The 13025-nt window shown below is 51.4% G+C and carries 12 protein-coding genes; 1 reads left to right on the plus strand and 11 read right to left on the minus strand.

Annotated features, from left to right (window positions below):
- Positions 1-36 precede the first annotated feature (36 nt).
- The 9 genes from sufT to trmJ form a co-directional block, all read right to left on the minus strand.
- On the minus strand, positions 37-579 hold the full coding sequence (gene sufT, locus CBR65_RS05590; RefSeq protein ID WP_087465942.1) for a putative Fe-S cluster assembly protein SufT: 543 nt from the start codon (positions 577-579) through the stop codon (positions 37-39).
- 49 nt (positions 580-628) lie between these two features.
- Positions 629-988 (minus strand): iron-sulfur cluster assembly accessory protein, encoded by a 360-nt coding sequence (locus CBR65_RS05595; RefSeq protein WP_087465943.1) that lies wholly within the window; start codon positions 986-988, stop codon positions 629-631.
- 18 nt (positions 989-1006) lie between these two features.
- Entirely contained in the window at positions 1007-2266 is a 1260-nt protein-coding gene (locus CBR65_RS05600) for an aminotransferase class V-fold PLP-dependent enzyme (protein WP_198300879.1), read from the minus strand.
- Entirely contained in the window at positions 2259-3563 is a 1305-nt protein-coding gene (gene sufD, locus CBR65_RS05605) for a Fe-S cluster assembly protein SufD (protein ID WP_087465945.1), read from the minus strand. Before sufD ends, CBR65_RS05600 begins: the two co-directional genes overlap by 8 nt.
- Before the next feature lie 3 nt (positions 3564-3566).
- Positions 3567-4316: a Fe-S cluster assembly ATPase SufC gene (gene sufC / locus CBR65_RS05610; protein WP_087465946.1), complete on the minus strand. Its 750-nt coding sequence runs from the start codon at positions 4314-4316 to the stop codon at positions 3567-3569.
- Between the two features lie 54 nt (positions 4317-4370).
- Complete coding sequence (gene sufB, locus CBR65_RS05615) at positions 4371-5807, minus strand: Fe-S cluster assembly protein SufB (protein WP_087465947.1); 1437 nt, start codon at positions 5805-5807, stop codon at positions 4371-4373.
- A 157-nt stretch (positions 5808-5964) separates the two neighbouring features.
- Positions 5965-7158 (minus strand): IscS subfamily cysteine desulfurase, encoded by a 1194-nt coding sequence (locus CBR65_RS05620; RefSeq protein WP_232461364.1) that lies wholly within the window; start codon positions 7156-7158, stop codon positions 5965-5967.
- A gap of 29 nt (positions 7159-7187) precedes the next feature.
- Positions 7188-7685, minus strand: coding sequence for a Fe-S cluster assembly transcriptional regulator IscR (gene iscR, locus CBR65_RS05625; RefSeq protein ID WP_087465949.1), 498 nt, complete (start codon positions 7683-7685; stop codon positions 7188-7190).
- A gap of 168 nt (positions 7686-7853) precedes the next feature.
- Positions 7854-8660 (minus strand): tRNA (cytosine(32)/uridine(32)-2'-O)-methyltransferase TrmJ, encoded by an 807-nt coding sequence (gene trmJ, locus CBR65_RS05630; protein ID WP_087465950.1) that lies wholly within the window; start codon positions 8658-8660, stop codon positions 7854-7856.
- 370 nt (positions 8661-9030) lie between these two features.
- On the opposite strand from trmJ, the gene CBR65_RS05635 reads away from it, so the two are divergent.
- The gene (locus CBR65_RS05635; protein WP_087465951.1) at positions 9031-9834 is read left to right on the plus strand and encodes an inositol monophosphatase family protein; all 804 of its coding nucleotides are present in this window, start codon (positions 9031-9033) and stop codon (positions 9832-9834) included.
- 21 nt (positions 9835-9855) lie between these two features.
- Here CBR65_RS05635 and CBR65_RS05640 read toward each other — a convergent pair whose 3' ends face one another.
- On the minus strand, positions 9856-10866 hold the full coding sequence (locus tag CBR65_RS05640; protein WP_087465952.1) for a TerC family protein: 1011 nt from the start codon (positions 10864-10866) through the stop codon (positions 9856-9858).
- A 42-nt stretch (positions 10867-10908) separates the two neighbouring features.
- Positions 10909-12918 carry a PAS domain-containing protein gene (locus CBR65_RS05645; protein WP_087465953.1) on the minus strand — a complete coding sequence of 670 codons (2010 nt, stop codon included), beginning with the start codon at positions 12916-12918 and terminating at the stop codon, positions 10909-10911.
- Positions 12919-13025 lie beyond the last annotated feature (107 nt).

The following is a 13025-nucleotide window of genomic DNA, read 5'->3' on the forward strand; positions in this document are numbered from 1 at the left end:
GCAGGGAATTAAAAGGAAGCGCCACACCCTTCCTGATTAAAAAAACATCCCCGTTTCGAGCTGAGCCTCTTCGCTCATCATGTCGCGACGCCAGGGTGGATCGAAGACCAGGTCAACCTTCACCGACGCGACATTAGGGACTTTGCGAACGCGGTATTCCACATCTCCCACCAACACCGGCCCCATACCACAAGCCGGTGCCGTCAGTGTCATGCGGATATTGACCCTCCTGGCTTGCTGATCAATATCCACACCATAGATAAGCCCGAGATTAACCAGATCCACCGGAATCTCAGGATCATAAACGGTTCCCAAAGCTTGCCAGACCTGCTCTTCATGAATGCGATCATCGACCGGAGCTGGAAAACTGAGGGTCTCGGCAGGTAAACCCAGAGCCGCCGCATCGCTACCATCGACCCGTACCATCTGGCCGTGATAGGTCAGCGTGTAATTACCGCCCAGGGACTGGGTGATGGTGACAAAGGTGTCTTTGGGGATCGTAATAGGCGTACCGTCCGGCACCCGGCGCGCGGGACAGTCTTCCTGGGTGACGACAACACGTCTTTCTGTAGCTACCATAATTCAAAGACTCGTAATTCAAAGACCCGTAACTCAAAGACCCGTCACATCAATTCACGTTAAAACTTTCGCCACAACCGCAGTAATCCCTGGCATTGGGGTTGAGGAATTTCAGCTGGCGATTCACGCCCTCGGTAACAAAATCAATCTGTGTACCGCTGACCACTGCCAAACTGTCTTTATCGACCAGCAGCTCCACGCCCTCAGCCAACGCATAATGCAGATCATCCGCCTGCCCTTCGGGCACCAGGTCGATAACATACATAAAACCGGTACAACCACTTTGTTTGACACTCAGGCGAACTGCCCGCGCCTCTTTGTGACCGACCAATTGACGCTTAAAGTGCTCCACCGCCGTTGGGGTGACCGACACGGCCTGTTGCACGGGATCGAAGGATTCAACTGTCATCATGAGCTCCCGAAAGCCTTAAAGTAAGAAGGTTTTGGCTTTGTCCAAGGCGGCAAAAAGACGATCCACCTCGGCAAAGGTGTTATAGAAACTGAAACTGGCGCGCACGGTGCCCGGAATACCGAATTGATCCATCAAGGGCTGAGCGCAGTGGTTGCCAGTGCGTACAGCCACACCTTGTTTATCGAGTAGCATTCCCAAATCATGGGGATGCGCACCCTCCAGCAAAAAACTCATCACACTGGTTTTGTTTCCTGCCGTGCCTACCAATCGAATACCGTCAGTAGCACGCGCTTTTTCTTCTGCGTAACGAAGCAGTGCTTGCTCATGAGCCGCTGCGGCGCGCCGGTCCAGCTGATTCAGATAATCGATGGCGGCAGCCAAGCCGATAGCACCAGAAATATCCGGCGTACCTGCTTCAAATTTATAGGGCAACTGGTTGTAGGTTGTGCAGGCAAAGCTGACCGTTTCGATCATCTCACCGCCGCCCTGGTAAGGAGGCATGGATTCAAGAAGATCCAGCTTGCCGTAAAGCACACCCAAACCCGTCGGCCCGAAAACTTTATGGGCGGAGAATGCATAAAAATCGCAATCCAGCGCCTGCACATCCACCGGCCAATGGCTGACCGCCTGGGCACCATCAACCAGCACCTTTGCACCCACAGCGTGAGCAAGACGAATGATATCTTCGACCGGATTAATGGTGCCCAGGGCGTTGGATACCTGGCCAACCGACACCATCTTGACCCGCTCATCGAGCATGGCGGCAAAGGCTTGCAAATCCAGAGTGCCACTGGCATCCACCGGAATCGGCTCAACGGTTGCACCCTTTTCCTGCGCGACCATCTGCCAGGGAACGATGTTGGAATGATGCTCCATCGCCGAAACCAGCACCCGGTCACCAGCGTTTAACTGGCTGCGCCCCCAACTGGCCGCCACCAGGTTGATACTTTCAGTCGTGCCGCGCGTCCACAAAATTTGTTTGGCAGATCCGTTAATGACGGGAGCATTAATAAACCTGGCTACCGTGATGCGCGCAGCTTCAAATTTTGCGGTGGCACGATCAGCCAGCGTGTGTGCGCCGCGATGTACATTGCTGTTGTCTTCACGGTAATAGTTAGCTATCGCGTCAATCACCGCATTGGGTTTTTGCGTGGTTGCAGCATTATCCAGATACACCAAAGGGTGACCGTTCACCTGCTGATGCAGGATCGGAAAATCCTGGCGTATGCGTTCGACATCAAAGCCGAGGGTTGCAATGCTGGTCATATCAGTCATGGTGTAAATGTTGTAAAAGTTCGCTATCGCGTCCGAATAAACGGGCCAGGCGAGGCAACAGGTAATCCTGTACGGCGGGTTCCGCGATATCCTGCAATAACTCATTGATAAACCCAAAGCTCATCATGACTTCCGCTTCCTGCCGCGATACACCGCGACTTTGCAGGTAATACAGCGCCGTGGCATTTAATTGGCTAACCGTCGCACCGTGGGCGCACTTCACATCGTCCGCGTAAATTTCGAGCTCCGGCTTGGTATCAACCTCGGCCTTGTTCGAGGTTAACAAGTTTTTATTACTCAGCTCCGCCAGGGTTTTCTGGGCATCCGGAAAAATGTGAATCCGACCATTAAAAACAGCGTGCGCAGAGTCCGCAATAATGCCGCGAAAGATTTCGCTGGTGGTGCAATGGGGTACGCAGTGCTGCACATTGGTGTGGTAATCCACCATTTGGTTATTGCGCGGCAGGTAAATACCTTGCAAATTCAGATCCGCACCCGCACCCCGGTGATTAACCTGATAATCAATGCGCTTCAAACGGCTCCCCTGTGCAAGGGTGAATCCACGCAGACGAGCGTTGCGCAGCAAATTCACATGCACGCCACCCAAGTGAAGCAGGTTTTCTTCTTCGAGATTCAAACGATAATGCTGCAACTCCGCATTGTCGCCCACAACAATTTCACTGAGGCTGTTAACAAAACCGTTTTGTGTAGCATCCGTCGATACATAATGCTCGATAACTTCTGCGCGGGCGCTTTCATCCAATACAACCAGCACACGCTGGTTAGCAATAGCCGGTTCAACACCCGGCGTTGAAACATGGACAATATAAATTGGTTTTTCGAGTGTCTGGTTGCGCGGTACATGGACCAGTACGCCATCGGCAACCCAGGCATTGCTGAGTGTGGCAAACAGATGCCGCTCAGCATCAACCACTTTACCCAGATGCTGTTGAATGACTGCGCGCGCAGCATCGGTTGCATCGCGGAAATGAACCACGCCGTCCGGTAGCGTGCTCGAACTGGCTGCATCAAAGACACCATTGACGAACACCAGTCTGGTTGCATCCAATTCAATAAATTCAACCGCCTTGTGCCAATCACCGGCGGGTTGCGCCCAGTGTTTAAAACCATCTTTTTGCAAAGCCAGTAACGGCGTATATTTCCAATGCTCCGTCTTGCGGGTTGGCCAGGACGCGTGCAGCCAATCCTCTGCCGCCTGTTGACGCAAACCGGCGAGCCAGTCGGGACTTTGTTGCTGTGCCGCCAAACGCACGGCGTCTTGTTGAAAGTCAGTCATTGATTACGCCACCTCGCTTTCAATCCAGCCGTAACCTTTTGCTTCCAGTTCTTTCGCCAATTCTTTATCGCCGGAGCGAATGATACGGCCACCGGCCAATACATGAACGTAATCCGGCACAATGTAATCCAGCAGGCGCTGGTAGTGAGTCACAACAATAAAACTGCGCTCTTCATTACGCATGGCATTCACACCGTTAGCCACAACCTGCAAGGCATCAATGTCCAGGCCGGAGTCTGTTTCATCGAGGATGCACAAGCGCGGCTCCAGCAACATCATTTGCAAAATTTCGTTACGCTTTTTTTCACCGCCGGAAAAGCCTTCGTTCACACCGCGTTTCAGAAACGCCTGATCCAGACTGACACGCTTGCTGGTTTCCCGCGCGAGTTTCATAAATTCCACGGCTGACAATTCGGGCAAACCTTGATGCTTGCGCTTGGCATCAACCGCTGCTTTCAAAAACTCCATATTGCTGACACCGGGGATTTCTACCGGATACTGGAATGCCAGAAACAAACCTTCGCGCGCACGCTCTTCAGTTTCAAGATCAAATAAATTTTGTCCGTTGAACTCGACGCTGCCGTTAGTAACCTCGTAACCCTGGCGGCCAGACAACACATTACCCAAGGTGCTTTTACCGGAACCATTTGGTCCCATAATGGCATGCACTTCGCCCGGCTTTACCGTTAGACTCAAGCCTTTCAGAATTTCTTTATCTTCAACCCGGGCATGCAAATCGGTGATACGCAACATAAATTCAAATCCACTCATTGTTAAACAGGTTTCGGTATATTGTTGGCTGTGATATCAACCAACCGAACCTTCCAGACTGACTTCAAGTAACTTACCCGCCTCTACCGCAAATTCCATCGGCAACTCTTTGAAGACTTCGCGACAAAAACCATTGACGATCATAGACACCGCTTTTTCTGCATCGAGACCGCGTTGTTGGCACAGGAACAGTTGATCCTCACTGACCTTGGAGGTGGTCGCCTCGTGTTCAATTACCGCTGTGGGATTTTTACTTTCAATGTACGGAAACGTATGTGCGCCACATTTATCGCCAATCAGCAGTGAATCACACTGGGTATAATTGCGCGCACCTTCCGCACCGGGATTCATCCGCACCAAGCCGCGATAAGCATTGGAACTGCGCCCGGCGGAAATACCTTTGGAGATAATAGTCGAGCGGGTGTTTTTACCGATGTGGATCATCTTGGTACCGGTATCCGCCTGCTGAAAATTATTAGTGAGCGCCACCGAATAAAATTCACCTACGCTGTTATCACCACGCAACACACAACTGGGATACTTCCAGGTAATCGCCGAACCGGTTTCCACCTGGGTCCAGGAAATCTTGGCACTGGTGTGGCACACACCGCGCTTGGTCACAAAGTTGTAGATGCCGCCCTTGCCTTCTTCGTTGCCGGGGTACCAATTCTGTACGGTGGAATATTTGATCTCTGCATTATCCAGTGCAACCAGTTCTACCACCGCTGCGTGCAATTGATTTTCATCGCGCATAGGCGCAGTGCAACCTTCCAGATAACTGACATAGGAGCCTTCATCAGCAACAATTAACGTGCGCTCAAACTGCCCGGTATTTTGTTCATTGATACGAAAATATGTCGACAACTCCATGGGACAGCGCACGCCTTTGGGGATGTACACAAAGGAACCGTCAGAAAACACTGCCGAATTCAGTGCAGCGTAGTAGTTGTCTTTTTGCGGCACCACGGAACCGATATATTTCTTGATCAGCTCCGGATATTTCTGCACCGCTTCACTGATAGAACAAAACAACACGCCGGCTTCTTCCAGTTTTTCACGGAAGGTAGTCACCACCGATACCGAATCAAACACCACGTCCATGGCCACACCGGCCAATACTGCTTGTTCGTGCAGCGGGATGCCGAGTTTTTCATAGGTTTTCAATAATTCCGGATCAACTTCGTCCAGGCTTTTCGGTTTATCCGCCATGCTTTTGGGTGCGGAATAGTAAGACACTGCCTGAAAATCAATGGGCGGATAATGTACATGAGCCCATGTGGGTTCTTCCATTTCCTGCCAGGCACGGAAGGCTTTTAATCGCCAATCCAACAGCCATTCCGGTTCATTTTTGCGAGCCGAAATAAAGCGAACAACTTCTTCATTCAGGCCCGGCGGCAGGGTCTCTGAATCAATCGTTGTGTGGAATCCGGCGGCGTATTCGCGCTTGATCAGATGTTCAACTTGTTCAGTCATGACTTCACCTTTGCTCCGGCTTTTCCGGAGTATCTTGAGTCGTCTTTCTGCGACTCACTACGACTAAAAACGGTTACCAATATTCTTGTCATTACCGGTTGTGCTCACCGGCTTTTTTGAATGTCTTTTATTAACTGACCCGTTTGCCAGCAATAATTCAGTGTTTTTGCAAGTGTTTGACGACCTGACGAATGTGCTCAACGGCAAAACTCACCTCTTCTGTTGTTGTGTAACGCCCTAGGCTGAAACGTATTGAGGCATGTGCCAGATCATCGTCCAGACCTATGGCTTTTAAGACATAGCTGGGTGCGATGCTTGCAGAGTTACAGGCGGAGCCAGTCGATACCGCCAGATCGCGCAATGACAGCAATAGCATCTCACCATCGCAACCGGCAAATGCCACATTCAGGTGTCCGCAAGCACGCGCTTCGGGATGACCGTTCAACTTCACCCCCGGTAAGTTGGCAATGCCCTGCCATAATTGATCGCGCAAGGTCGCAATGCGCGCGGGCTCTTCACTTATCTGTGCAGCGGCCAGTTCAGCCGCTTTACCCATACCAACGCATTGATGAGTCGCCAGGGTACCCGAGCGATAACCTCGTTCATGCCCGCCGCCGTGAATCTGTGCGGCGAGCTTGACCGCTGGATCACGCCGTATATAAAGCGCGCCGACGCCTTTGGGGCCATACATCTTGTGGGCCGACAGAGACAGCAAATCTACTGGCTGATCTCGCACATCCAGCGCAAGTTTTCCGGCACTTTGCGCCGCATCCACATGAAACAGGCAGCCATGGGTATGGGTACGGCAGATTGCACCCAACTCAGCGATATCGTTGACTGTGCCCAGCTCATTGTTGACGTGCATGATGCTCACCAGAAAGGTGTCATCGCGTAGCGCGTCACGCAGTGTTGAGCTGTGAATACGACCGTACTCATCCGGTTGCAAACGCGTTACCTGAAAACCTTGCTGCTCCAGCCACTGGGCGGGATCAAGCACAGCTTTGTGCTCAATGGCCGATACAATGATATGGCCACCTTCAGGATGCTCTTCGCGATAACGAGCAGCCGCGCCCTTCAACGCCAGATTGTTGGCTTCGGTTGCCCCACTGGTCCAGACGATCTCGCGGGGGTCGGCATGAAGCAGCGCCGCGACTTGCCCACGAGCATCCTCAACAGCCTCTTCCGCTTGCCAGCCATACACATGGGAGCGAGACGCCGGGTTGGCAAAGTTACCGGTGAGCGTCATACAGGTCATCATCGCCTCCGCCACCTCCGGCGCCACCGGCGTCGTCGCGGCATAGTCCAGATAAATGGGCTTGCGTAACGGGCTGGATTCAGGAATGGGTTTCACGCTCTGACGGCTCAACATCGGCAAATTAATTAGAGAATTTCACTGCATGCAATATGACGCTCGGCATCATATAAGGGTTTAACCTGCTGCAAACGGTCGTCCTGCCGCTGGCGCACCTGCTGGATATCGCCCCGTGCCACCAGATCAGCGAGGGAAATACCATCCAGAAAATGATGGATTTGCACGCTGAGATCCTGCCACAGGTGGTGAGTAAGACAGACTTCGCCATCCTGACAATTGCCTTTGCCTTCACAGCGGGTAGCATCCAGCGACTCACTCACCGCATCGACCACCTGCGCAATAGAAATGTCAGTCGTGCAGCCCACTAGACAGTAACCACCGCCGGGGCCGCGTACACTGCGGACCAATTTGAAACGACGCAATTTGGCAAAAAGTTGCTCCAGGTAAGATAAGGAGATGCCCTGGCGGGCCGAGATATCAGCAAGGCTCACCGGCCCCTGCTCGCTGTGAAGCGCAAGATCCAGCATCGCCGTCACCGCATAGCGGCCTTTGGTCGTCAGTCTCATAGCAGTATCCGCTCATCATCAGGTTGGAGAGCCAACCGCGCTTACCCCTCAAACATGGGGGATTGTTATAAGCTGCGATTTACCCGGTGCAATTAACCGAGCATTTTACTCAAGTATTCCCCATTTTCCAATCTGTATTTGCCTGCGCCGCGTGATAGGAAAAATCAATCACACATCCGACGTCTGCGGATCGTCCACACCATCCGGTTTGGTCTGGTCAAGTTTCTTGTTGGTATAAAAGATGTAATTTTGCATGGATGTCAGCACACCACGCAGGATATTGAGCTCCATTTGATCCAGGCGCACCCGGTTGTACAAGCGACGCAGTCGGGTCATGGTTTGTTTGGGGTTTTCGGGGTCAAGGAACCCGAGCGATACCAGCGTTTCTTCCAGATGCGTGTAGTAGGCATCCAGTGATTCGGCCGTAGCGGGCGGCATATCCCACTGATGCTGCGCCAGGGTTTTACCTTCTGCCACCATCAGGTAAGCCATACGAATTTCGTAACAGACAACCTGGACCGCCGTCGCCAGGTTCAGTGAACTGTATTCCGGGTTGGCTGGGATATGTACGTGGTAATTACATTTATGCAGCTCTTCATTGGTGAGGCCGCGATCCTCGCGCCCGAAGACCACCGCCACCTGATGTTGACCCGCCTCCTGCCACACACTTTCACCGCATTCGCGCGGGTCCAGTAACGGCCAGGGAATCCGCCGCTCGCGCGCACTGGTGCCCACCACCAATCCGCAACCGGCTATCGCTTCATCCAGCGTCTCCACCACCACAGCGTTATCCAGCACATCGGTCGCACCCGCCGAACGCCACACGGCTTTGTCTGATGGAAACTCTTTAGGCTCAACCAGATACAGGTTCTTGAGCCCCATATTCTTCATCGCCCGTGCTGTGCCGCCGATATTGCCGGGATGGGTGGTATTCACCAGGACGATACGGATATTGGAAAAAGGATCGACGGACATGGGCAACTCTCAATAACGGGTGGGTTGGTTAAAGGGCGCGCAGTGTAACAAAAACTGTTGTCGGGCTGTACCGGAGGGTGGGTTGTAGGGTGGGTTTCCGGTAACAGGGCGGGAGACACGCCGTGAATCCGTCCCTGGAGGCTCAACAGCGGCATCCATGCCGCTGATGGTCTCCCGCCCTGTTACCGGAAACCCCTCAAGTAAATCACGCTGTACATTAGAGAGGAAAAGCATACCGCTAATTAACACTGGAGCACGCAAAGAGCGGCTGGTATACTCCGCGCCCTCTGGCGAGAGGCGTCATCCCCGGACGACCTGCGGCCCCTGCTCTTTTACATCTTCCCTCACAACCTTGTTGATTGGTGCTCTCATGGAACCCATGCTGAACATTGCTCTGCGCGCTGCGCGTAAAGCTGCTGAATTGATTGAACGCTCATTTGAACGCGTCGACCTGCTCACCGTTGAAACCAAAAGTCGCAACGACTTTGTTACTGAAGTCGACAAGGCTGCTGAAAAAGAAATTATCTACCACCTGCGTAAAGCCTATCCCGACCATACCATTCGCGGTGAAGAGGGTGGCACCCAACAAGGCAAAAATCCGGATTACGAATGGATCATTGATCCGCTGGATGGCACCACCAATTTTATTCATGGCGTTCCCCATTTCTCGATTTCCATTGCTTGTAAATACAAGGGCCAACTTGAACATGGCGTTGTGCTTGATCCGGTGAAACGTGAAGAATTTACCGCGAGTCGTGGTCGTGGTGCGTCGTTAAATGGACGTCGACTTCGTGTTTCACCACGCCGCACTCTGGAGGGCGCGTTGATCGGCACTGGTATTCCTTTTAGCGGTTATGCATTCGATAACATCTCAGCCTATTTATCTTGCGTGCAGGAAATTGCCGGGCAAACAGCAGGCATTCGTCGTTGCGGTTCCGCCGCGCTGGATCTGGCTTATGTTGCTGCCGGTCGTTTCGACGCGTTTTGGGAAATGAATTTAAACGAGTGGGATATTGCTGCCGGCGTATTGCTGGTAAAAGAAGCCGGTGGTTTGGTCAGCGATTTTAACGGTGGACAAACCTACATGGACACCGGCCATATTGTAGTGGGTTCACCCAAGGTGTTTAAACCAATACTGCAGACGGTGCAAAAACACCTCGGATATCTGAAATAAATCAAACACAGGGTGGCGACATTATTGTTTGGTGTCGCCGCCCTCTCCACCTTTCTTGCTTGGACTGCCTGGCACCCACCATTTACCGGCGGATTCCGCTGCAGCTTCAGATGGCATGCCGCGAGTTTTCCACATTGAAAATAACATTGACCCGCCCACCAACAGTGCAGTAATAAGCAACGCCACTTCGGTAGGAATAACCTTGGTGCCAAACCAGGCGTTTAACACCATCTTCGCGCCGACAACGACCAGCACCAGCGACAATCCGTATTTAAGATAATGGAATCGATGGATGACACCGGCCAAGGCAAAATAAAGTGCACGCAAACCCAGGATGGCAAAGACGTTTGAGGTGTAAACGATAAAGGGATCGGTAGTGATGGCAAAGATCGCGGGAATCGAATCCAGGGCAAATACGACATCGGTAATTTCCACCAGTATCAACACCACGAACAGCGGTGTCATATAACGCACACCATTCTCGATAACAAAAAACTTGCTGCCGACAAATGCTTCTGTCACGCGAAAACGTCGACGCATAAACGTCACGATGCGGTTATTTTCGATGTCGGGTTCTTCCCCGACCGTTATCAACATTTTAATGCCGGTGAATATCAGGAAAGCGCCAAATATATAGATGACCCAGTGAAATGCCTCAATCACTGCCGCGCCCACCAGAATCAAGGTTGCCCGTAATACTAAAGCGCCCAGGATACCCCAGAACAACACGCGGTACTGGTATTGGGGTGGTACAGCAAAATGGGTAAAAATCAGCACAAAGACAAAGATGTTATCGACGCTAAGACTTTTTTCGATGAGGTAGCCGGTTAAAAATTGGTATCCCGAGGTTTCCCCCATAAAAGCAAAGATGCCCCCGGCAAATATAAACGCCAGCACCACATAACCCAGGCTTAACAATAGCGCATGACGAACCGTTATCTGCTTGTCGCCCTTGTGCAACACACCCAGGTCGAGAGCCAGTAAGCACAAGACAAACACATTGAAACCTACCCACATCCAGACGGTATCCATCAAATCCTCATTTTCTTGGTCGTGTTAAATTGAAGCTGCACTTCAATCGTCGGATAACAGTTGGTTTAGTGTATGAATAAGATGATTAATTTCCACCGGTTTGGTGAGGTAGTCGTAAAAGCCTGAATTCCGCCCGCGCTCAACATCATAAGGCATGGCGTTGGCCGACAATCCCACTACGGGAATGTTGCTGGTCACCGAATCACGTTTTAATACCGACAGTGCTTCGTAACCATCCATACCCGGCAAATTGATGTCCAGAATAATCACATCCGGCTGTTCACTGCGCGCCTTATAGATTCCCAGAAATGCCTCTTCGGCCACATCCAATTGCAATTGCGGGTAGCGCGCAAAGAGTTGTTGTAGCAAGCGAATATTGGATGGGTTGTCTTCGATATACAGGATTTTTTTGGTTTGCTTTACCAATAATTCGGTAGGGGCATATTTATTATGGTGTTTGGGTGCAACAATTAAATCCTGGTTCCACTCCCTTGATAATGGCAAGTCAATCCAGAACTCGGTGCCCACGCCTTCTGTACTGGTAAAGTCCAGTTTACCGTTCATCATCTCCACCAGTTGTTTGGTGATCACCAAACCAACACCGGAGCCTTCTTCTTTACTGTATTCAGCATTAAGCCGATTAAAGGGCTGAAACATTTCCCGCTGGCGATTAGCGGCGATACCAGGACCGTTGTCGCGTACCGCAATACGCATTTCATTAGTTTCCAGCAAGCCAAAACGCAATTCGACTTCGCCACCCATGGCGTTATATTTAACCGCATTGCTCAGCAGATTAATCAAGGCTTGCTTCAGGCGCACGTTATCCGCAATAACATAAGTGCTTTCCAATTGATGAAGATTTGCATACAGCTTGATACTTTTTGCATCGGCCTGCGGTTGAACCAGCGTAAAGCACTCTGCTACCACCCGCGAGGTTAATACCGGCTCCAGAGAAACTGTCATCTTGCCCGATTCGATCTTGGCCAGATCAAGCACATCATTGATTAATTGCAGTAAGTGCTCTCCCGCTTTGCGAATTTCGTGCAAGTTATCCACCTGATTGTGGGTCAGGTTGCCGTCGTATTCGAACAGTTGTGCATAACCGAGAATCGCGTTCAAGGGTGTACGCAATTCATGACTCATGCTGGATAAAAATTCGGACTTGGCCTGGTTGGCTTTTTCAGCAGCAACCTTGGCTTGCATTACCCGCTCTTCGGCACGCTTGATGTCGGTGATGTCCATATTAGTACCGGACATCCGTATCGCACGGCCTTCTTCATTGAAATAAGCGCGACCGCGACAACGAATCCAGCGGATTTCACCTTGCGTGCTGATAATGCGGTATTCAAAATCAAAAGCGCCTTTGTTTTGCAGATATTCGGCGAGGGCTTGATCAAACTTTGACAAATCGTCAGGGTAAATATGGTTACGCCATACTTTCAGGCGATCCTCTCCCTGAGTGAGTACATCATCCTGATCCTCGTAGCCTAATAATTCCCAGCAACGGCTGGAGAAATGAAAACCACCACGGCCGGCGTACCACTCCCAAATGCCATCGTTGGATGCCTGGATAATACGCACCTGTCGCGCTTCACTTTCGCGCAACGCCGCTTCGGCTTCTTTTAATTCGGTGATGTCAAAATTAACGCCGGAGATATATAAAGCACGGCCATTTTCATCGCGGATAGAATCGGCTCTGGCTTGGGTCCAGATATAATCATCTTGTTTTGTACGAATACGATAACAAGTATTCAGCGGCTCGCCACTGCGCAAATGTTCCCGCGTTGCTTCACGGACATCCTCAACATCATCCGGGTGAATAAACGCGTATAGCTGGCGAGCGTCATTGATAGCGGCTTCGTCTTCCGGACCATAGCCTAATTGTTCCCAAAATCCACCAGACCAATCAATACGTTGGGTGGCCAGATCCCACTCCCAAAAACCATAGCCGCTGCCATTAAAGATGCGTTGGAAGCGCGCCAGTGTTTGACGCAATGTATTTACATCATCGCTGTTGCTGAGGTCATCGCGAAAGCTGAGGTGTCGGGCCATGGGTGGTGGTTCTTGTCGAAAACAGAAGTGAATGAAACGATAAACCAGAAAAACGTCGATTGCCAGCCCATAGTAAAACAGCGCCCTAAGGCGCTGTTTAGATCCAC

It is taken from the genome of Cellvibrio sp. PSBB006 (assembly GCF_002162135.1).
Classification (GTDB): domain Bacteria; phylum Pseudomonadota; class Gammaproteobacteria; order Pseudomonadales; family Cellvibrionaceae; genus Cellvibrio.

Coding starts and splice junctions, on each gene's coding strand:
- iscR (WP_087465949.1), bottom strand. CDS start 7,685: ATGAGACTGACGACCAAAGGCCGCTATGCGGTGACGGCGATGCTGGAT.
- sufC (WP_087465946.1), bottom strand. CDS start 4,316: ATGTTGCGTATCACCGATTTGCATGCCCGGGTTGAAGATAAAGAAATT.
- CBR65_RS05640 (WP_087465952.1), bottom strand. CDS start 10,866: ATGGATACCGTCTGGATGTGGGTAGGTTTCAATGTGTTTGTCTTGTGC.
- sufD (WP_087465945.1), bottom strand. CDS start 3,563: ATGACTGACTTTCAACAAGACGCCGTGCGTTTGGCGGCACAGCAACAA.
- CBR65_RS05600 (WP_198300879.1), bottom strand. CDS start 2,266: ATGACTGATATGACCAGCATTGCAACCCTCGGCTTTGATGTCGAACGC.
- CBR65_RS05595 (WP_087465943.1), bottom strand. CDS start 988: ATGACAGTTGAATCCTTCGATCCCGTGCAACAGGCCGTGTCGGTCACC.
- trmJ (WP_087465950.1), bottom strand. CDS start 8,660: ATGTCCGTCGATCCTTTTTCCAATATCCGTATCGTCCTGGTGAATACC.
- sufT (WP_087465942.1), bottom strand. CDS start 579: ATGGTAGCTACAGAAAGACGTGTTGTCGTCACCCAGGAAGACTGTCCC.
- CBR65_RS05645 (WP_087465953.1), bottom strand. CDS start 12,918: ATGGCCCGACACCTCAGCTTTCGCGATGACCTCAGCAACAGCGATGAT.
- CBR65_RS05635 (WP_087465951.1), top strand. CDS start 9,031: ATGGAACCCATGCTGAACATTGCTCTGCGCGCTGCGCGTAAAGCTGCT.
- sufB (WP_087465947.1), bottom strand. CDS start 5,807: ATGACTGAACAAGTTGAACATCTGATCAAGCGCGAATACGCCGCCGGA.